The sequence below is a fragment of the Rhodopseudomonas sp. RCAM05734 genome (assembly GCF_052658035.1).
The window spans coordinates 1,389,541-1,408,541 of record NZ_CP199742.1 but is presented as its reverse complement, the minus strand read 5'-3'; the positions used below and the strand labels follow the sequence as shown (position 1 = coordinate 1,408,541).

The 19,001-nt window shown below is 64.1% G+C and carries 18 protein-coding genes and 1 pseudogene; 10 read left to right on the top strand and 9 right to left on the bottom strand.

The window, feature by feature from the left end:
* The first annotated feature begins 57 nt into the window (after positions 1–57).
* The 8 genes and pseudogenes from ACUXVA_RS06855 to ACUXVA_RS06820 all read left to right on the top strand — a co-directional run bounded on the left by ACUXVA_RS06855 (position 58) and on the right by ACUXVA_RS06820 (position 7,333).
* Positions 58–484, top strand: a pseudogene (locus ACUXVA_RS06855) (organic hydroperoxide resistance protein).
* Positions 485–651: 167 nt separating this feature from the next.
* A complete protein-coding gene (locus tag ACUXVA_RS06850) occupies positions 652–1,860 on the top strand; it encodes a CaiB/BaiF CoA transferase family protein (RefSeq protein WP_265080976.1) in 1,209 nt (402 codons plus the stop codon).
* A 190-nt stretch (positions 1,861–2,050) separates the two neighbouring features.
* Positions 2,051–3,364 (top strand): sn-glycerol-3-phosphate ABC transporter substrate-binding protein UgpB, encoded by a 1,314-nt coding sequence (gene ugpB / locus ACUXVA_RS06845; protein ID WP_445491396.1) that lies wholly within the window; start codon positions 2,051–2,053, stop codon positions 3,362–3,364.
* Positions 3,365–3,533: 169 nt separating this feature from the next.
* Complete coding sequence (ugpA, locus tag ACUXVA_RS06840; protein WP_445491394.1) at positions 3,534–4,415, top strand: sn-glycerol-3-phosphate ABC transporter permease UgpA; 882 nt, start codon at positions 3,534–3,536, stop codon at positions 4,413–4,415.
* Positions 4,415–5,263 carry a sn-glycerol-3-phosphate ABC transporter permease UgpE gene (gene ugpE / locus ACUXVA_RS06835; RefSeq protein WP_265080979.1) on the top strand — a complete coding sequence of 283 codons (849 nt, stop codon included), beginning with the start codon at positions 4,415–4,417 and terminating at the stop codon, positions 5,261–5,263. The genes ugpA and ugpE overlap by 1 nt, the downstream gene beginning before the upstream one ends.
* A gap of 7 nt (positions 5,264–5,270) precedes the next feature.
* Positions 5,271–6,365, top strand: coding sequence for a sn-glycerol-3-phosphate import ATP-binding protein UgpC (locus ACUXVA_RS06830; RefSeq protein WP_445491392.1), 1,095 nt, complete (start codon positions 5,271–5,273; stop codon positions 6,363–6,365).
* A gap of 168 nt (positions 6,366–6,533) precedes the next feature.
* On the top strand, positions 6,534–6,959 hold the full coding sequence (locus tag ACUXVA_RS06825) for an Hsp20 family protein (RefSeq protein ID WP_265080981.1): 426 nt from the start codon (positions 6,534–6,536) through the stop codon (positions 6,957–6,959).
* 101 nt (positions 6,960–7,060) lie between these two features.
* Complete coding sequence (locus tag ACUXVA_RS06820) at positions 7,061–7,333, top strand: BQ00720 family protein (RefSeq protein ID WP_265080982.1); 273 nt, start codon at positions 7,061–7,063, stop codon at positions 7,331–7,333.
* 74 nt (positions 7,334–7,407) lie between these two features.
* On the opposite strand, the gene ptsN is transcribed toward ACUXVA_RS06820, so the two are convergent.
* From ptsN to ACUXVA_RS06785, 7 genes are all read right to left on the bottom strand, one after another.
* Positions 7,408–7,869, bottom strand: coding sequence for a PTS IIA-like nitrogen regulatory protein PtsN (gene ptsN, locus ACUXVA_RS06815; protein WP_265080983.1), 462 nt, complete (start codon positions 7,867–7,869; stop codon positions 7,408–7,410).
* Between the two features lie 217 nt (positions 7,870–8,086).
* The gene (gene hpf, locus ACUXVA_RS06810; RefSeq protein WP_265080984.1) at positions 8,087–8,689 is read right to left on the bottom strand and encodes a ribosome hibernation-promoting factor, HPF/YfiA family; all 603 of its coding nucleotides are present in this window, start codon (positions 8,687–8,689) and stop codon (positions 8,087–8,089) included.
* Between the two features lie 60 nt (positions 8,690–8,749).
* Entirely contained in the window at positions 8,750–10,444 is a 1,695-nt protein-coding gene (rpoN, locus tag ACUXVA_RS06805) for an RNA polymerase factor sigma-54 (RefSeq protein ID WP_445491388.1), read from the bottom strand.
* Between the two features lie 90 nt (positions 10,445–10,534).
* Complete coding sequence (lptB, locus tag ACUXVA_RS06800) at positions 10,535–11,521, bottom strand: LPS export ABC transporter ATP-binding protein (RefSeq protein ID WP_265080986.1); 987 nt, start codon at positions 11,519–11,521, stop codon at positions 10,535–10,537.
* 205 nt (positions 11,522–11,726) lie between these two features.
* Positions 11,727–12,392, bottom strand: a complete 666-nt coding sequence (locus ACUXVA_RS06795; protein WP_413776419.1) for an LptA/OstA family protein — start codon at positions 12,390–12,392, stop codon at positions 11,727–11,729.
* Positions 12,393–12,400: 8 nt separating this feature from the next.
* Positions 12,401–13,162 carry an LPS export ABC transporter periplasmic protein LptC gene (lptC, locus tag ACUXVA_RS06790; RefSeq protein ID WP_265080987.1) on the bottom strand — a complete coding sequence of 254 codons (762 nt, stop codon included), beginning with the start codon at positions 13,160–13,162 and terminating at the stop codon, positions 12,401–12,403.
* A gap of 153 nt (positions 13,163–13,315) precedes the next feature.
* A complete protein-coding gene (locus tag ACUXVA_RS06785) occupies positions 13,316–13,930 on the bottom strand; it encodes a ribonuclease D (protein ID WP_445491384.1) in 615 nt (204 codons plus the stop codon).
* 930 nt (positions 13,931–14,860) lie between these two features.
* Here ACUXVA_RS06785 and ACUXVA_RS06780 point away from each other — a divergent pair.
* Positions 14,861–15,790 carry a transposase gene (locus tag ACUXVA_RS06780; protein ID WP_265080989.1) on the top strand — a complete coding sequence of 310 codons (930 nt, stop codon included), beginning with the start codon at positions 14,861–14,863 and terminating at the stop codon, positions 15,788–15,790.
* Positions 15,791–15,885: 95 nt separating this feature from the next.
* Here the strand turns inward: ACUXVA_RS06780 and ACUXVA_RS06775 are convergent, their stop codons facing one another.
* Positions 15,886–17,055, bottom strand: coding sequence for a mandelate racemase/muconate lactonizing enzyme family protein (locus tag ACUXVA_RS06775; protein WP_445493261.1), 1,170 nt, complete (start codon positions 17,053–17,055; stop codon positions 15,886–15,888).
* Positions 17,056–17,154: 99 nt separating this feature from the next.
* Here ACUXVA_RS06775 and ACUXVA_RS06770 point away from each other — a divergent pair, with 99 nt between their 5' ends.
* On the top strand, positions 17,155–18,039 hold the full coding sequence (locus ACUXVA_RS06770) for a LysR family transcriptional regulator (protein ID WP_265080990.1): 885 nt from the start codon (positions 17,155–17,157) through the stop codon (positions 18,037–18,039).
* A gap of 169 nt (positions 18,040–18,208) precedes the next feature.
* Here the strand turns inward: ACUXVA_RS06770 and ACUXVA_RS06765 are convergent, their stop codons facing one another.
* Positions 18,209–18,967 carry a gamma-glutamyl-gamma-aminobutyrate hydrolase family protein gene (locus tag ACUXVA_RS06765; protein ID WP_265080991.1) on the bottom strand — a complete coding sequence of 253 codons (759 nt, stop codon included), beginning with the start codon at positions 18,965–18,967 and terminating at the stop codon, positions 18,209–18,211.
* Positions 18,968–19,001 lie beyond the last annotated feature (34 nt).

Here is a 19,001-nt window from a genome sequence, read left to right as displayed (position 1 = left end):
GCACAATCTAATTGCGCGAAATATAAAAGGCACTGAATTCGAACAAGGAGAGCTCACATGTCAGTCAACGTCCTCTACAAGACCAGCGCCAAGGCCACCGGCGGCCGCGACGGCCATGCCGCCACCCTGGACGGCGCGCTCGACGTCAAACTCGCCACGCCGAAGGAACTCGGCGGCGCCGGCGGTGCAGGCAACAACCCCGAGCAGTCTGTTCGCGGCCGGCTACGCCGCCTGCTTCATCGGCGCGATGAAGTTCGTCGCGTCGCAGGGCGGGCCGAAGATTCCGGCCGACGTTGCGGTGACCGCGACGGTCGGCATCGGCCCGCGCTCGGCGGGCGGTTTCGGCCTCGACGTCGAACTCGCGGTGTCGTTGCCGGGCCTCGCCAAGGATGAGGCCGCAGCGCTGGTCGAGAAAGCGCATCAGATCTGCCCTTACTCGAATGCCACTCGCGGCAATATCGACGTCCGCTCCACGATCGCCTGATCGGGCACCCAAGCCGGCTCGCCAGTCTCTGGCGGGCCGGCTTTCCGCGTCCATGCCGTCCGCTTCGGGGCAACACCCGAAATCGCATGGCGGCCCTGCGTTTGCGAAGACGCGTTTTGGATGGTTTATGGGTCGAACGACCACAACAAAAGCATCAGAAACGCCTCATGATCCCCAATATTGCTCCCGGCGCCATCGCCGGCCTGCGCGTGATCGACCTGTCGCGCGTCCTAGGTGGCCCCTATTGCACGCAGATTCTGGCCGACCACGGCGCTGACGTCATCAAGGTCGAGCCGCCGGCCGGCGACGAGACCCGCGACTGGGGCCCTCCGTTCCACGACGACGACGCGGCGTACTTCATCGGCGCCAACCGCAACAAGCGCTCGATCGGCCTCGACCTCGCCTCCGAGGCCGGCCGCGTGGTGCTGATGCGCATGCTCGAAGATGCCGATGTCATGATCGAAAACTTCAAGCCCGGCACGCTCGACAAATGGGGCATCGGCAACGATGTGCTGCGCGAAAAATTCCCGAAGCTGGTGCATTGCCGGATTTCCGGCTTCGGCGGCGACGGCCCCCATGGCGGGCATCCCGGCTATGACGCCATCATCCAGTCGATGGTCGGGCTGATGGCCGCGACCGGCTCGCAGGAGAGTGGCCCGACGCGCATCGGCGTCGCGCTGGTCGACATGGCGACCGGGCTCTATGCCTGCGTCGGCATCCTGATGGCGCTGGCAGAGCGGGCGAAATCGGGCCTCGGCCAGTTCGTCGAGGCCACTTTGTACGAGACCGGCCTCGCCATCATGCACCCGCACACCGCGAACTACTTCTACAATGGCGGCAAGCCGCCGGCGCTGACCGGCAACGAGCATCCCAACCTGTATCCCTATTCGGTGTTTGCAGCGCGCGACGGCAATATCTTCGTTGGCGTCGGCAACGACGCCACGTTCCGCAAGCTCTGCAAGGAACTCGGCAAGCCGGAGATGGGCACCGATCCGCGGTTCGCGCGCAACCGCGACCGGGTCGTCAACCGCGACGCGCTGCGCGCCGAGCTCGAGGCGATCCTGAAGGACGAGGACGGCGAGCCGCTGTGCCGGCGCCTGCTCGCGGCCGGCCTTCCCGCCGGCCCGGTGCAGTCGATCGACAAGGCGCTCGCCAACCCGCACACCATCGCGCGCGGCGATATCATCGAAAAGGACTGGTACAAGGGCGTCGCCTCGCCGGTCCGTTTCGATCGCACCAAGGCCAGCCTGCGCCGGGTACCGCCGAAATTCAGCGAGCACGCCACGGAAGTGCTCGGGGAGTTCGGCTATTCCGCCGATGAAATCGGCTATCTTGTCGCCAAAGGGACCGTCAGCGGCCCTGAACGCAAGCGCTAGGTCGCGTTCCCGGGATGCGATGCGGCGCGTCACGCCGCATCGCGCGGGGCTGCGGATACGACCATGTGACGGCTTTCCCTGGCTGACACTTTCGCCGTAGCGTCGCCTCGACTATACGGTCATCTGAACGTCACACAGCGCCTGTACCCGGCGCATTCAACGATGATGACGGCCACCCGGGAGAAATTGAATGATTCGCCGACACTTGAACCTTGCCGCACTGCTGGCCTCCAGCCTGGTGCTGGCGTCACCCGCTTACGCCGTGACCGAGATTCAGTGGTGGCACGCGATGACCGGCGGCAACAACGACATCGTCAACAAGCTCGCTGAGGATTTCAACGCCAGCCAGTCCGATTACAAGGTCATTCCCACGTTCAAGGGCAGCTATCCCGATACCATGAATGCCGGCATCGCCGCATTCCGGGCCGGCACCGCGCCGCACATCATGCAGGTGTTCGAAGTCGGCACCGCGACGATGATGAGCGCCAAGGGCGCCATCAAGCCGGTCTACCAGCCGATGAAGGACGCCGGCGAGCCGTTCGATCCCAACAATTATCTGCCTGCAATCACCGGCTACTACTCGACCTCGAAGGGCGAGATGCTGTCGTTCCCGTTCAACTCGTCCTCGATGGTGATGTGGATCAACCTCGATGCGCTGAAGAAGGCTGACATCGCCGAGATCCCGAAGACCTGGCCCGAGGTGTTCGAGGACGCCAAGAAGCTCAAGGCAGCCGGATACACGACCTGCGGCTTCTCCAATGCCTGGGCCACCTGGGCGCATATCGAACAGTTTTCGGCCTGGCATAACGTGCCGATCGGCACCAAGGCGAACGGCCTCGACGGCTTCGACACCGAGCTGAAGTTCAACACGCCGCTTGAGGTCAAGCACCTGCAGACGCTGATCGACCTGCAGAAGGACAAGACCTACGATTATTCCGGCCGCGCCAATGCCAGCGAGAGCCGTTTCAGCTCCGGCGAATGTCCGATCTTCCTGACCTCGTCGGGCTATTACGCCAGCGTCAAGGGCACCGCCAAGTTCAACTTCACCTCCGCTCCGATGCCCTACTACCCCGACGTCGCCGGCGCACCGCAGAATTCGATCATCGGCGGCGCATCGTTGTGGGTGATGGGCGGCAAGAAGCCCGAGGAATACAAGGGCGTCGCAAAATTCTTCACGTTCCTGAGCGACACCAACCGCCAGGCCAAGCTGCACCAGGAGTCGGGCTATCTGCCGATCACCAAGGCCGCCTATGAGAAGACCAAGGCGGACGGTTTCTATGAGAAGAACCCGATCCTGCAGACGCCGCTGAAGGAACTGACCAACAAGGAGCCGACGGAGAACTCCCGCGGCCTCCGCTTCGGCAACATGGTGCAGATGCGCGACATCTGGGCCGAGGAAATGGAAGCGGCCCTTGCCGGACAGAAGACCGCGCAGGCTGCGCTCGACGCTGCGGTGACCCGCGGCAATGCGATGTTGCGTACGTTCGAGAAGTCCGCGAAGTAATATCTGGCGCTGTCGTCGCCCGGCCAGGCGCAATTGCGCGTATGGACCGGGCGACCCAGTCAACGCAGACGTCCGTTTGTCCGACAGGCGATTGCGTTGACTGGATCACCCGCTTTCGCGGGTGACGACATCATGAGTTTTGATCGTTCTCCGGGACCCGTCGACCTGCATGGAAAAGACAGCCGTTTTCAAGAACAAGCTGCTGCCCTATCTGCTGCTGGTGCCGCAGCCGGCCATTACGTTTGTATTTTTCTATTGGCCGGCACTCCAGGCGGTCTGGCAATCGTTCCTGCGCGAGGACGCCTTCGGCCTGAGTTCGGATTTCATCGGACTGGAGAACTACCAGGCGCTGTTCGCGCAGCCGGAATACTACAAGGCGATGGGCGTGACCGTGGTGTTTTCGTCGCTGGTGGCGGCGCTGTCGCTGACCATCGCGCTGCTGTTCGCCACGCAGGCCGACAAGAATCTGAAGGCGGCTCCCGTCTTCAAGATGCTGATGATCTGGCCCTACGCCGTGGCCCCGGCCGTCGCCGGCGTGCTGTGGCTCTTCATGTTTCATCCCACGCTCGGCACGCTGGCGCGGCCGCTGCGCCTGCTCGGCTTCGACTGGAATCCGCTGCTCAACGGCAACCATGCCATGACGCTGGTCGTCATGGCCGCGGTGTGGAAGCAGATCTCCTACAACTTCCTGTTTTTCCTGGCCGGCCTGCAGTCGATCCCCCGCAGCGTGCTGGAAGCCGGCGCCATCGACGGCGCCGGGCCGCTGCGCCGGTTCTGGACCATCACCTTTCCGCTGCTGTCGCCGACGACGTTTTTCCTGCTGGTCGTGAATGTCGTCTACGTGTTCTTTGACACGTTCGGCATCATCGACGCCGTGACCGGCGGCGGCCCGGCCGGGACGACCACGACGATGGTCTACAAGGTCTATGCCGATGGCCGGCTCGGCGGCGATCTCGGCAGCTCGGCCGCGCAATCCGTCGTGCTGATGGTGATCGTGATCGCCCTGACCGCGATCCAGTTCCGCTACGTCGAGCGCAAGGTGCAGTACTGATGGTCGAGCACCGCCGCTGGAACGATATCGTCGCCTACGCCATCCTGATCTTCGGCGTCTTCATCGTCGCCTTTCCGGTCTACATCGCCTTCATCGCCTCCACGCACGACGCCGCCACCGTGGTCAACGGCAACATGCCGCTGTCGCCGGGCGGCCACGCCATGGAGAACTATTACCGGGCCGTCTTTGTCGGTGCGTCGCGTTACAGCCGTGAGCCGGTCGGCCAGATGTTGCTGAATTCCTTCATCACGGCCGCGGGCATCGCGATCGGCAAGATCTTCATCTCGATCCTGTCGGCCTATGCCGTGGTGTATTTCCGCTTTCCGTTCCGCAAGACCGCATTCTGGATCATCTTCGTCACCCTAATGCTGCCGGTCGAGGTGCGCATCTATCCGACCTACAAGGTGATCGCCGATCTGCACATGCTCGACACCTATGCCGGGCTGATCCTGCCGCTGATCGCCTCGGCCACCGGCACGCTGCTGTTCCGGCAGTTCTTCATGACCATCCCCGATGAATTGCTGGAGGCCTCGCGCATCGACGGCGCCGGCCCGTTCCGCTTTTTCAAGGATACCCTGCTGCCGCTGTCGGTCACGACCATCGCGGCGCTGTTCGTGATCCAGTTCATCTACGGCTGGAACCAGTATCTGTGGCCGCTGCTGGTGACCACACAGGACTCGATGCAGACCATCGTCACCGGCATCAAGAAGATGCTGACGACCACCGACGAACTTGCCGAATGGCAACTGGCCATGGCCACCGCTATTCTTGCGATGGTGCCGCCGGTCGCCGTGGTGGTGTTCATGCAACGACTGTTCGTGCGCGGACTTGTTGAGACCGAGAAGTAGGAAGCAAATGTCGAACGTCTCGCTGCGTAACGTGCGAAAAACCTATGCCGGCGGATTCGAAGCCATCAAGGGCATCGACTTCGAAATTGCCGACGGCCAGTTCTGCGTGCTGGTCGGCCCCTCGGGCTGCGGCAAGTCCACGCTGCTGCGGATGGTGGCGGGGCTGGAAACCATCAGTTCCGGCGAAATCGACATCGGCGGCCGCGTCGTCAACCAGATCGAGCCGGCGGACCGCGACATCGCCATGGTGTTCCAGAACTACGCGCTCTACCCGCATATGAGCGTCTACAACAACATGGCCTACGGACTGCGCAACCGCGGCATGAAGGAGCCGGAGATCGATGCGCGCGTGCGCGAGGCCGCGAAGATTCTCGAGATCGGCGCCATGCTCGACCGCAAGCCGCGGCAGCCGTCCGGCGGGCAGCGCCAGCGCGTCGCCATGGGCCGCGCCATCGTGCGCCAGCCGAAGGTATTTCTGTTCGACGAGCCGCTGTCCAATCTCGACGCCAAGCTGCGCGTGGCCATGCGGGTCGAGATCCGCAAGCTGCAGCGCCGGCTCAAGACCACCTCGATCTACGTCACCCACGATCAACTGGAAGCCATGACCCTGGCCGATATCCTGGTGGTGATGAATGGCGGCCAGGTCGAGCAGATCGGCAATCCCCTCGACATCTACCGCAAGCCGGCCACCACCTTCGTGGCGTCCTTCATCGGCGCGCCGCCGATGAACCTGATCACGATGCGGCCCGGCGAGATCGGCGTCCAGTTCGCCGGCGACAGCCGCGGCAAGGCCGAGGCGGGCATCCTGGGCGTACGCCCGGAAGACCTGGCTATCTCCACCGACGCAACGGCAGAGGGCGGCATCGCCCTGGAATTGACCGTGGAAGCGATCGAACGGGTCGGCCCGGAGACCTTTGTCTACGGCTCCCGTCAGGGCGCACAGGGCGTCAGCGCAACCCCCGGCGAATTGCCTCCGGGCGAGGTGATCGTCCGGGTCCCCGGCCAGATCGCCCCCGCCATCGGTGAGCAGATCCGCGCCATCGCGCCGCGCGACAAGCTCCATCTGTTCAGCGCCAACGGCCGGGCGCGGATCGATATTTGACCCGATTCAGCATTTTACAATCAAATTGGCGCAGTTTGCGGGTGCTTGAACAGCCGGAATGTCGTGCCCATATTGTTCATTGACCGGAGGGCAATCCGCCGGCCGGTGAAGATGGGGTGCCGTAAGGGCCCCGAATACCCAAAGTCGCTTCGAGAGGGCTTTGTCTAAATGTCTCGTGTTCCTTCGTTGTCCAGTCCGTTCCTTCTAGGATTCGACGAAATCGAGCGTGCGCTCGATCGCGTCGTCAAAGGTGCCGACGGCTATCCTCCTTACAACATCGAGCGGTGCGACCGTAACAGCGGCCAGCCCGAACGCCTGCGGATCACGCTGGCCGTCGCGGGTTTCACCCGCGAGCAACTCGATGTGACCACCGAGGAAAACCAGCTCGTGATCAGGGGCCGCCAGCAGGACGATAAATCCCGCCAGTATATCCATCGCGGCATTGCCGCGCGCCACTTCCAGCGCACGTTCGTGCTGGCAGAGGGCATGCTGGTGCTGGGTGCGGATCTGAAGAACGGGTTGTTGTCGGTCGACCTCGCCAGGCCTGAGCCTGAAAGGGTCGTTAAGACAATCGCTATCAATGAGCACGAATAATGCGTGACCCGAAAAAGTGACGGCGGTCTCGACCGATCCGGCGCTTTGGATGGAACGAGTAGCGGACTCGACCGCTTGGTCTAACAGAAGGAGTCGAGACCATGAGTGAATTCAATACTGTCTACGAAAATGACAATGCCAGCGTGACCACCGAAGCGCTGGCGAGCCTGGGCGAAGGTCACATCGCCTATGTGAAGCAGATCCGGTCCGAGGACGTGCCGGGACTCTTCCCGCAGGCACCGCGGATTGCGCCCGGCCTGAAGCTGTTCGCGCTGCATGCCGCCAACGGCGCTCCGATCATGCTGACCGACAGCCGCGAAGCGGCGATCGCCAATGCATGGAGCCAGGAACTGCAGACCGTCAGCGTCCACTGACCGCGTCAGGCCGCCGCTCTTCATTCCAGCTCTGCGGCTGACGCCGCGGAGCAAGGAATGTGGTGGCGTGATAGTCAGGCCGCCGTTGCCGGCGGCAGCGCCAGCACCGAATAAATCGCCTGGGCATCCTTCGAGGCGCGCAGCTTCTTGGCGACATCCTGATCGCGCAGCAGCCGGGCGATGCGCGCCAGGGCCTTTAGATGGTCCGCGCCGGCGCCTTCCGGAGCCAGTAGCAGGAACACCAGGTCGACTGGCTGGCCGTCCATGGCCTCGAAATCGATCGGGCGCTCCAGCCGCGCGAACATCCCGAACAGCCGCTCGAGCTTCGGCAGCTTGCCGTGCGGAATCGCCACGCCATAGCCGACGGCAGTGGTACCGAGCTTCTCCCGCTGCATCAGCACTTCGAAAATCACCCGGTCTACCTGACCGGTCAGCATTGCTGCGCGTGCGGACATCTCCTGCAACGCCTGCTTCTTGCTGTTCACTTTCAACGCGGGAAGTATTGCTTCGGGCGCGACCAGATCGGTAATCGTCATGGACCGTTCCGAGGATGTTGGACCGTCAGCTGTGGAGAGAGAATTCAGACTGGCAGCATTGGACAAGAGGTGGAAGGAACGCAGTCAGAATACGCCCGGGGCGAGAATGCCCGAGCGTATTCTAGCACCGGAACCGATCCGTGCGAAATCCGTTTGACCGACCCTGCCAGTCAAAGGCGGCGGACCATAGGGACGGGCTTTCAGGCCGTCAATGGCGTCAGGAGGCTTTAACCACCGGCGGATCGACCCAGCCGACATTGCCGTCGGGACGCCGGTAGATGATGTTTACCCGCCCGCTGCTGCCGTGCTGGAATACCACGACGGGAGCGCCGGTGAAGTCGAGTTCCATCACCGCTTCGCTGACCGACAGCCGCTTCAGCGACGTGGTCGCTTCGGCAATGATCACCGGATTGTATTCCGCGACATCGTCCTCGTCGACGATCGCCTCGATCACATAACTCGGGGCATCCAGCGTCGGCGTTTCGATTTCAGCGATCGCCTCTGCGGCCGCATGGGCCTTGCGCGCAGAGCGGTCCTTCAGGCGGCTCTTGTAGCGCCGCAGTCGCTTCTCGATCTGGATCAGCGCCTGGTCGGCGCTTGCGTAAGCGTCGGCCGCATTGGAGTCGGCCTCGAGGGTAATGCCTGAATCGAGATGCAGCGCGCAGTCGGTGCGAAAACCGAAACCATCCTTGCTCAGCGTGATGTGGCCAGAATAGTTGCCATCGAAGTATTTTCGCAGCACTTCGTCGGTGCGCTCACTGACGCGACCGCGCAATGCGTCGCCGACATTGATGCTTTTTCCCGAGATGCGAAGAGTCATTGTCAGGCCTCGATTCGTCTTGAGTTGAACCGACAGTATTCCGATTTGAACGGAGTGCAATCAAGCTGGTGCGATGTCGCGGGATCTGTCGGACGTCGTCCGTTCGGACGCTGTGGCGGGTGCTGTGAGTGCATTGCCGAGCATGCTCTGTTTGTCGCGGCGACGCTGCACCGACGACGGAATCCGCATGGACTCGCGGTATTTCGCCACGGTGCGACGCGCAATATCAATGCCCGTGGCGCGCAACCGTTCCACGATGGTATCATCAGACAGGATAACCGCCGGGTTCTCGCCGTCAATCAACTGCCGGATGTGATGCCGCACCGCTTCTGCGGAATGCGCCTCGCCACCGTCGGCCGACGCAATCGAGGCGGTGAAGAAATACTTCAATTCAAAACTGCCGCGATTGGTCGCCATGTATTTGTTGGCGGTCACGCGCGACACCGTGGATTCGTGCATCTGGATCGCGTCGGCCACCGCCTTGAGATTCAGCGGCCGCAGATGCGCAACACCCTGGGTGAAGAAACCATCCTGCTGGCGTACGATCTCCGTGGCCACCTTCAGGATCGTGCGGGCGCGCTGATCGAGTGCGCGCACCAGCCACGTGGCATTCTGCAGGCAGTCGGTGAAATACGACTTGTCGCCGTCCTTGCGGATCGTCTTCGACAGTTCGCTGTAATAGACCTGATTGACCAGCACTCGCGGCAAGGTGTCGCTGTTGAGCTCCACATGCCAGCCGCCATCGGGGCCCGGGCGCACATAGACATCCGGCACCACGGTCTGCATCCGCGCCGAGCCGAACTTCAGGCCGGGCTTGGGATCGAGCCTTCGGATCTCGCCGATCATGTCGGCAAGATCCTCGTCATCGACGCCGCAGATCTTGCGCAGGCTGGCGATGTCGCGCTTGGCCAGCAGATCGAGATGCTCGACCAGCGCCTGCATCGCGGGGTCGTAACGATTCTGCTCGCGCAACTGGATCGCCAGGCATTCGCTGAGGCTGCGGGCGCAGACGCCGGGCGGATCGAATTTCTGCAGCACGCCAAGCACCGACTCGATATCCTGAACCGCGGCGCCAAGACGTTCGCCGACATCGCCCAGATCGGGCGGCAGATAGCCGGCCTCATCGACCAGATCGATCAGATACTGGCCGATCATGCGCTTGGCGGGATCGGTGAAGGCCACCGCCAGCCGCTCGGCCAGATGCCCGCCGAGCGTCTCCTCCGCCGCCACGAAGGCCTCGAGATTGTAGCTGTCGTCGTTGGAAGCGCCGCCGCCCCATTCGGTATAGGCGGTGGGCGCTGCGTCCTGGGCGGCGCGCGCCGCGGCTTCGGCCGGCTCCTCGGAAAAAACGTTGTCGAGCCCGGTATCAAGGGTCTGCTCGATCTCGGTGCGGGTGCCGAGGTCGCGATTCATCCATTCGTCGGGCTGCTGGGACTCGAGGCCGTCGCTGCCGCTACGGTCGGAAAACTGCGCGCTGTCGTCGCTTCCGTCGTGGCTGTAGGTCGCGCCCATCTCGTCATGGTCGGGCGATTCGGAAAACTCCGCGCGCTCGCGCTCGGGCGCCGGCTCACCTGCGACCGGCGTCTCGCTGCCGTCGCTCGCGCGCTCCAGCAGCGGATTCCGTTCAAGCTCGTCTTCGACGAAGGTGGCGAGGTCGAGATTGGACAGCCGCAGCAGCTTGATCGCCTGCATCGGCTGCGGCGTCATCACGAGCGACTGGGACTGGCGGAACTCTAGTCTCTGCGTCAGAGCCATGGAGACAAAAACCGATCCAAAAGTTGGTCCGTTTCTTGCTTATCGCTTTTTAAAACCAATGTACACGGCTTGACGTATTGTAAATTTGGACTAGAGGCGGAATTCCTCGCCAAGGTAAAGGCGCCGAACATCGGGGTTGGCGACGATCTGTTCCGGACTGCCCTCGGTCAGGATTTCTCCAGCATAAACGATGTAGGCGCGGTCTGTCAGCCCCAGGGTTTCGCGCACATTGTGGTCGGTGATCAGTACCCCGATGCCGCGGTTGGTGAGATGCCGCACCAGATCCTGGATGTCGCCCACCGCGATCGGATCGATGCCGGCAAAGGGTTCGTCGAGCAGCATGTAATTGGGCCGGGTCGCCAGCGCGCGCGCGATTTCGACGCGCCGTCGCTCGCCGCCTGACAGCGCGATCGACGGCGACTTGCGGAGCTTCTGGATGTTGAACTCGTCGAGCAGCGCATTGAGCTCGGCCTCGCGCTTCTTGCGGCTGGGCTCCACCACCTCGAGCACCGCGCGGATGTTCTCTTCCACCGTGAGACCGCGAAAAATCGAGGCTTCCTGCGGCAAATAGCCGATTCCCAGCCGGGCGCGCTGGTACATCGGCAATTGCGTGACGTCGTGACCGTCGAGTTCGATGGCGCCGCGGTCGGCCTTGATCAGGCCGGTAATCATGTAGAACACGGTGGTCTTGCCGGCGCCGTTGGGACCAAGCAGGCCGACGGCCTCGCCGCGGCGAACATAGATGCTGACGCCGCGGACCACCTGGCGCTTGCCGAAGCTCTTCTCCACGCTATGGACGGCGAGGTAGCCCGCGCGCGGCGGAGCGGCCCCATTGGCCTTGCTGCGCGGCTTCGGCTGCGATGGCATGGCGCGCGGCGGCTCCGGACGCGCAGAAGGCGGCGCCACCGGCGCGGCGCGCGACGTCTCGCGCGCCAGCGGCGGCGCGTCACGGACAGGGTTTTTCAGCATGTCGCCCATGCTGTCGCCGACCGCAGTGATGTCGGCGTGCGACCGCGCAAACCCTTGCGGACCGCGTTTCGGGGCGCGCCGACGGAACATGCCGAGGAGATCAACCATTCCGCCTTGCTCAGCCTTTTCGGGTCATCCGCCAAACGGCGCGGAATTCGATCTGCAGTGTCAGCACGTCTGTGAAGATGGACCTTGTCAGAAAAACGCCAAGGTGTCGTTAAGCCGGCATATCGGCGCGACATGGCCGCGTGCGGCCACAGCCGATAGCGGGTCGCGGGCCGACCGGCAACCGTAGACCCCGTCCCGGGCCCGGCTATTTCGGCTTTGCAGCGCCGGGCGCCGGAATTGCCGGGGCGCCCTGCCCCGAGGACTGGAACAGGCCCTGCACCCGGCCGCTGTCGGATTCGACCCGCGACACGCCGGTTGTCATGTCGACCATCAGCCGATCGCCCTTCAGCACGTTCTTGGCCTGGGTCAGCACGACACCGCCGGACATGGTGATCAGATTGCTCCTGGTGTCGAACACAGCGGTCTCTCCGGTCACGACCTGGTCCTTCTGGGTGACCACGACATTACCGCGCGCTTCCAGGCGGCGGATCGACGAGCTGCCGCCTGGCCCCGGCGCGGCCGCCTTGATCGGCGCCTTCGCGGACTTGGTCGGCGCCGCGGCGCCAGCAGCAGGCGCCGTGTTGCCGCCGTCGTAGAATACCACGAGGGTTTTCGACTTCATCGTGGTGTCGCCCTGCACCACCTTCACATCGCCGGAGAAGGTCGCTTCCTTCTTCTTGTCGCGCATCTCCAGCGATGCCGCCTCGATCTGAATCGGCTGGTCGCGGTTCTGCGAAAATCCCTGCATGGCATTGGGCACGCCCTGGACCGCGCTCTGGGCCAGACCATCGCCGGCCATGGCAGTCCCGAGGACGATCATGACCGTCGCCAGAATGTGGCGCGACCGAATGCTGCGGCTGATCAAATTCATCGTCGATTTCATTTTGCGTTCGCGCGTTTGTCTTTGGAGGGCCGCGCCTTGGCCGGCTGGGTATATGATTCCGGCTGCGGCGCAAGCTCCGGCGCGGGTTTGGCCGGCTCGCTCTCAGGGGGCGTCGGCGGGTCCATCACCAGGTTCATCACCACGCCGCCCTCGAACCGCACCACCTCGCCGTGGTCGACGATGCGCAGCCGCTGGCCGACCAGCGTGCCGTTGAGCAATTTGACATCGACCTGCTCATCGGAGGCGACTGTGCCCTTGCCGATGTCGATCACCGCGTGGGTCATGCGCGCCTCATACCCGGTGGACGACTGCAGGAAGACATCCTTTTGCAGCTCGAGGATCTGCGTCTTGCTGTTGAAGATGCCGCTGCGCGCATCCATCGTCGTGGTCGACTTGTCTTCCATCATGACCTTGGCCCGCAGCGTCGTCAGTTCGACGTGATCGGGATCGGTCAGATCCTGGGTCGCAGCCTTGGCCCACAGCTCGTAGGGCCGCCCGTCCGGCGAGAAACCCGAGAGGTGCGGCGTCTCCATGGTGATCTTGGTACCGGACACGACGAGATTGCCCATGTCGATCGGCAGGTTGGCCAGGATCCGGAACGGATTGAACACCGATACGCCGACGATCGCCGCCATCGCCAGCAGCACGACGCCGGGCACCGCGATTCGCAGCACGCGCACCAGCCGGCTGTGACGCGCCGCGGCGGCAAACCGCACGTCCATTCCGGCCTGATAGCTGGGGATCTGTACCGAACTCAACGCTGCTCCAAAGCCGGGCTGACCCGGGCAATCTACCCTGAAACGCCCGATTTTGCAGCCCCGCCTACACTGCGGCGAGGACTGTGACCGAAACGGGGCGTGCGGGCGCTTCAGAACGTCGCTTCGGACGTCAGCCCTTGTCGGATATCCGGCTTAAGAATGCGCGAAAATATCCTCGTTCTCCCAGCCGGACAGGTCGAGCTTTGCCCGGGTCGGCAGGAAATCGAAACACGCCTGCGCCAGTTCGCTGCGATTCTCGCGCGCCAGCATCACATTGAGCCGGTCGCGCAGCCCATGCAGGTGCAACACGTCGGAGGCGGCATAGGATACCTGCGCATCGCTGAGATTTTGCGATCCCCAGTCGCTCGACTGCTGCTGCTTCGACAGATCGACATTCATCAGTTCGCGCACCAGGTCCTTGAGGCCGTGGCGATCCGTATAGGTGCGCGCCAGCCGGGACGCGATCTTGGTGCAATAGACCGGCGACGGCATCACGCCGAGCGCGTTGTACAGGGCGGCGAGGTCGAAGCGGGCGAAGTGGAAGATCTTCACAATCTTCGGATCGGCCAGCAGCTTCTTCAGGTTCGGCGCGTCGGTATGCCCCAGCGGGATCTGCACCACATCGGCACTGCCATCGCCGGGCGACAGCTGCACCACGCAGAGCCGGTCGCGATGCGGGTTGAGGCCCATGGTCTCGGTGTCGATGGCCACCGAATCGGTGTAGCGGCTGAGATCCGGCAGGTCGCCGCGGTGCAGTCGGGTGGTCATGGACGTCAAAAACCTTTGCTGGCGCCGCGATTCGTGGGCTGCGGGCGACGTTAGCGCCCAATTTGCGGGGTGACGAGAGGCATTGCGCGCGCGCGAGCGCGCCGGCTTCGGCCCTTGCTCCTAGACGTGCGCTGCGCATCGGCGCGTGCCGCCTCGCTTTTCGATTCGAATGTCAAACAGCCAAGCCCTCGCATTCTCGCGGCGCCCATGGCGTCCGAGGTATGAGCAGATCTCCCCTCCAGACATGAGGGGAGCGGCGCGCCGGCAGGCGCTAGGATGGTGGTTGGGACGCGATCCGCACCGCCGTCACAACGGCGAAGCAGCTCGCGGCGCCTGCGGGCGCGCCACCGCGGGGTTTATGGCGAGGGGACCGTGCTTCCGGGCTGGCACGTGAACTCCCTTTGGGAGCCACCCCGGCGGGATTTCGCCCGCCTTTCGCCATCCGCGTCCAGCCACTCAAGGCAGAGCCCCCGTAGTAGGGCCCGGACGGTGACCCCAGCCTCCTGGGGCGTGCTTGCGAGGCACGCGCGCGGGACACCGCATCCTCCTCCACTCTCAAGACGCCTCATGACAGCGCCCCTCGTTGAGCAGGACGAGGGGACTATAAGTCTGATATAGGATTTTTGTCAATATCAGTGATTGGGAAATTTGCATTGTTCACGCGCCGCTGCTGCCGTTTCCCGGACGCGCTGCGGCAGCGATGCGCAGCATCGCATGCTGCTGCGCAGATCCGGGATCCAGATACACCTTACTCAAGCGTGGGCCCCTGTGTAGTCGGGATCTGTCATGATGGGTGCGGGCGGGATGCCGTTGGGCCCCTGGTCATGAAGACCGTGATCCGGCTTGGCACCCGCCCGCGCTACATTACCCACACCTGAACAGTTGATCGAGGCCGTTCGCCGCGGACCTCGCAGCACTGGGACAAGCATCATGATCATACATCCTGGCTTCGTTGGAATCGATATCTCCAAGGACTTTCTTGACGTCTTCGACAGCAACATCGGCACGGTGCGCCGCATCGACAACCTCCCCGAGGCGGTCAACGCCTTGATCGCGGGGTGGGCCGGCAGCGATGTATTCGTGCTGTTCGAGGCCACCGGCCACTACGACAAGGCGCTGCGCCGGGCCTTGAGCGCGGCCGGCATCGCTTTCGCGCGGGTCAACCCCGCCCGCGCCCGGGATTTCGCCCGCTCCATCGGCTTGCTCGCCAAGACCGACGCAATCGACGCGCGGATGCTGGCGGCGATGGCCCAATGCCTGCGGCCCGGCGCCGACGGCACCACCGACCCGGCGCGGGAGCAGCTTGCCGACCTGCACAAGCGCCGCGATCAGCTCGTCGCCTGCCGCAAGCAGGAGCGCACCCGCCTTGCCGCAACCGGCGCCGACCTGCTGGACGAGCTGATGCAGCATATCGCCTGGCTCGATCAGGCTATCCAGCGCATCGATCGGCGGATCGCCACCCTGATTGCCGGGCAGCAGGGCCTGCACGCCGCACAACGCCTGATGCGCTCGGTGCCGGGCATCGGCCCGGTTTGCGCCGCCACGCTGTTGGCACTGATGCCGGAACTCGGCTCCCGCTCGCCAAAGGCCATCGCCGCTTTGGCTGGACTGGCGCCCTTCAATGTCGATAGCGGCAAGTTCCGCGGTGCCCGCAAGATCCACGGCGGCAGGCGCCGGGTCCGCGAAGCCCTCTACATGGCGGCCGTCTCCGTCACTCGAACCAAATCCCGGTTCGCAGCAGCCTATCGTGCCCTGAGAGACGCGGGCAAACCCGCCAAAATCGCCCTGATCGCCGTCGCTCGCAAGCTGCTCGTCACCCTCAATGCGGTGCTTCGTGATCAAGCGCCCTTTCACGCTTGATCACGAAAATTACAGTTGCCGGATTAGCAGCGCACTACGCCGCAAGCGCGGCGCAGTGCACCGCGTCCGGGGAACGACGCGGTGCCTGCGTGAGTCTACTCCGCCAGTTCTCGCATCACCTTGATGAGGTCCGACTTGCCCTCAAAGCCGATGCCCGGCAGCTCCGGCATGGTGATGTGGCCGTCGATGACCTTCACGCTGTCGGGGAAGCCACCATAGGGCTGGAACAGGTCGGGATAGCTTTCGTTGCCGCCCAGCCCAAGGCCGGCGGCGATGTTGAGCGACATCTGGTGGCCGCCATGGGGGATGCAGCGCGACGGCGACCAGCCGAACTGGTCGAGCACGTCGAGGGTGCGCAGATATTCGACCAGCCCATAGGACAGCGCGCAATCGAACTGCAGCCAGTCGCGGTCCGGCCGCATGCCGCCGTAGCGCAAGAGATTGCGCGCATCCTGGTGCGAGAACAGGTTCTCGCCGGTCGCCATCGGGCCGGGATAGAATTCGCTCAGCGATGCCTGCAACGCATAATCGAGGGGATCGCCGACCTCCTCGTACCAGAACAGCGGATAGTCGCGCAGCATTTTGGCGTAGGCGATGGCGGTCTCGAGGTCGAGGCGGCCGTTGGCATCCACCGCGAGGCGCGCCTCCGAGCCGATCTCGGCCAGCACCGCCTCGATGCGACGTCGGTCCTCTTCGATCGGTGCACCGCCTATCTTCATCTTGACGACGTTGTAGCCGCGGTTGAGATAGCTGCGCATCTCGGCGCGCAACGCATTGTCATCCTTGCCAGGATAGTAGTAGCCGCCGGCGGCATAGACGAACACCCGCGGATTGGCCTCACGGTTCTTGCTCTCGGCCAGCATGCGGAACAGCGGCTTGCCCGCGATCTTCGCCGTCGCATCCCAGATCGCCATGTCCAGCGTGCCGACGGCCACCGAGCGCTCGCCATGACCACCGGGCTTTTCGTTGGACATCATCGCCGCCCAGATTTTATGGGGATCGAGATTGTCGCCGGCGTCGTTGAGCAGGCTCTCGGGTTTGGCTTCGAGAATGCGATTCTGGAAACGCTCGCGAATCAAACCGCCCTGGCCGTAGCGGCCGTTGGAGTTGAAGCCGTAGCCGACCACGCGGCGGCCGTCCCTGATGACATCGGTGACCACGGCAACCAGGCTGGTGGTCATCCTGGAGAAGTCGATATAGGCGTTGCGGATCGGCGAGGCGATCGGCTGGGTGATCTCACGGACGTCAACGATGCGCATGGCGATTTCCTGGATGAGGGGCTCGTGGCTGCCCCCTCCTACGTCTGGACGCCCGGCGACGCCAATGCCATAAGCTGATTTTGTCATGCACAATCGGCATAACCAATGGATCTAGGCTGGCTTGAGGATTTCGTCGCGCTGGCCGATGCGCTGAATTTCACCCGCGCGGCAGAAGCGCGCCATGTGACGCAGCCGGCGTTCAGCCGCCGCATCCAGGCGCTGGAAAGCTGGATCGGCACGCGGCTGGTGACGCGTTCGACCCATGGCGTCGCGCTGACCGCGGCCGGCGCGCATCTGCACGGGCGCGCCGAGGCCCTGGCCCGGGACATCGGCCAGTTGCGGCAGGAAACGCGCGCCATGGGCGGCCGCGAAACCGACGCGCTGTCGTTCACCGCCACCCACGCACTGTCCTTCACGTTTTTCCCGAAGTGGATTCGCGAGCGCGAACGCGCCGCGCCGCTCGGTGCCATCAACCTGACCTCCGATACCATGACCGCATGCGAGGAGATCATGCGCCGGGGGCGCGCCCAGTTTCTGCTGTGTCACACCCATGGCGACAGCTCCGACCGGCTGCCATCCGACCAGTTCCGCAGTGTGGTGATCGGCCACGACGTGCTGCTGCCGCTATGCGCCGTGACATCGGGCGGGGCCGCGATGTGGTCGCTGGACGCGGCGGTACGCAAGCCGCGGCCCTATCTCGCCTACAGCCGCGATTCCGGCCTGGGACGCATCGTCGCCACCCGCGCGGCGGCGGCGGCACTCGACCCGGTGTTCACCTCGCAACTGGCGGCGACCCTGCTGTCGATGGCGGCGGCACGACGCGGCATCGCCTGGCTGCCGCGGAGTCTCGCTCAGGATGACCTCGACCACGGCCGGCTGGTGGTCGCCGGCGGCAAGCGCTGGCACATTCCGGTGGACATCCGCCTGTATCGCCCCGCCGCACATCAGGGCCGCGCCGCAGAAGCCCTGTGGGCGAGTTTGACCGGCTGAGCCGACCTATAGTCTGATCCATCAAGACTGAAGCATTTCAATCTTGTCCCGGACGCGGAGCGGCACCGTATCAGGCGGTATCGTTTGTGGTGGTCCCGGATCTGCAGTGCACTACGCCTCCTGACGGAGGCGCATTGCACTGCGTCCGGGACACAATTCTAAGCCGACGCTAGCCGCGCAATGCCGCGCCAAAGGTTTGAAACAAGGTGCGGTTGATGGGATTGCTTTGCGGATCGTATTCGGCGTGCCACTGCACCCCAAGCGCGAAGCCCGGCGCGTCGGCGATGCGGATCGCCTCGATGGTGCCGTCCTCCGCCACGCCCTCGACCACCACGCGGTCGCCGAGCTCCAGAATGCCCTGGCCGTGCAGCGAGTTGACCCGGATGGTTTCGCAGCCGAGCAGTTGCGCGAAGCGGCCGTCCCGCACCAGGCTGACGGCATGCCGGTCGGCGAAGACGACGCTGGCATCCGGGTGGATCTCGCCGGTCTCCAGCCGCGGCATGCGATGGTTCATCCGCCCCGGCAGCTCGCGGATTTCCGGATGCAGCGAGCCGCCGAAGGCAACGTTCATCTCCTGGAAGCCGCGGCAGATGCCGAACAGCGGCACGCCGCGGGCGACGCAAGCCTCGACCAGCGCCAGCGCCATGGCGTCGCGGGCATCGTCATAAGGCTCGTGGCGGGGATGCGGCTCGGCGCGAAACCGGGCCGGATGGACGTTGGCGCGGGCGCCAGTCAGCAGGATGCCGTCGACCACGTCCAGCAGCGCGCCGATGTCGGTGATATCGGGCGCGCCGGCGAACATCAGCGGCAGCGCGTCGGCGACCTCGGCCACGGCGCGGAGGTTGCGCTCGCCGACCGCCTGCACGGTAAAGCGCCCCTCGATGAGGTGCGAATTGCCAATCACTCCGACAACAGGTTTCTTCTTCATCGCCCGCCTTTACCAGCAGGCAATGCTATTTCAC

What these genes read in the sequence shown, in the direction of transcription:
- ACUXVA_RS06850 (WP_265080976.1), top strand. Translation starts at nt 652, where the DNA reads ATGATCCCCAATATTGCTCCCGGCGCCATCGCCGGCCTGCGCGTGATC.
- ugpB (WP_445491396.1), top strand. Translation starts at nt 2,051, where the DNA reads ATGATTCGCCGACACTTGAACCTTGCCGCACTGCTGGCCTCCAGCCTG.
- ugpA (WP_445491394.1), top strand. Translation starts at nt 3,534, where the DNA reads ATGGAAAAGACAGCCGTTTTCAAGAACAAGCTGCTGCCCTATCTGCTG.
- ugpE (WP_265080979.1), top strand. Translation starts at nt 4,415, where the DNA reads ATGGTCGAGCACCGCCGCTGGAACGATATCGTCGCCTACGCCATCCTG.
- ACUXVA_RS06830 (WP_445491392.1), top strand. Translation starts at nt 5,271, where the DNA reads ATGTCGAACGTCTCGCTGCGTAACGTGCGAAAAACCTATGCCGGCGGA.
- ACUXVA_RS06825 (WP_265080981.1), top strand. Translation starts at nt 6,534, where the DNA reads ATGTCTCGTGTTCCTTCGTTGTCCAGTCCGTTCCTTCTAGGATTCGAC.
- ACUXVA_RS06820 (WP_265080982.1), top strand. Translation starts at nt 7,061, where the DNA reads ATGAGTGAATTCAATACTGTCTACGAAAATGACAATGCCAGCGTGACC.
- ptsN (WP_265080983.1), bottom strand. Translation starts at nt 7,869, where the DNA reads ATGACGATTACCGATCTGGTCGCGCCCGAAGCAATACTTCCCGCGTTG.
- hpf (WP_265080984.1), bottom strand. Translation starts at nt 8,689, where the DNA reads ATGACTCTTCGCATCTCGGGAAAAAGCATCAATGTCGGCGACGCATTG.
- rpoN (WP_445491388.1), bottom strand. Translation starts at nt 10,444, where the DNA reads ATGGCTCTGACGCAGAGACTAGAGTTCCGCCAGTCCCAGTCGCTCGTG.
- lptB (WP_265080986.1), bottom strand. Translation starts at nt 11,521, where the DNA reads ATGGTTGATCTCCTCGGCATGTTCCGTCGGCGCGCCCCGAAACGCGGT.
- ACUXVA_RS06795 (WP_413776419.1), bottom strand. Translation starts at nt 12,392, where the DNA reads ATGAATTTGATCAGCCGCAGCATTCGGTCGCGCCACATTCTGGCGACG.
- ACUXVA_RS06785 (WP_445491384.1), bottom strand. Translation starts at nt 13,930, where the DNA reads ATGACCACCCGACTGCACCGCGGCGACCTGCCGGATCTCAGCCGCTAC.
- ACUXVA_RS06780 (WP_265080989.1), top strand. Translation starts at nt 14,861, where the DNA reads ATGATCATACATCCTGGCTTCGTTGGAATCGATATCTCCAAGGACTTT.
- ACUXVA_RS06770 (WP_265080990.1), top strand. Translation starts at nt 17,155, where the DNA reads ATGGATCTAGGCTGGCTTGAGGATTTCGTCGCGCTGGCCGATGCGCTG.
- ACUXVA_RS06765 (WP_265080991.1), bottom strand. Translation starts at nt 18,967, where the DNA reads ATGAAGAAGAAACCTGTTGTCGGAGTGATTGGCAATTCGCACCTCATC.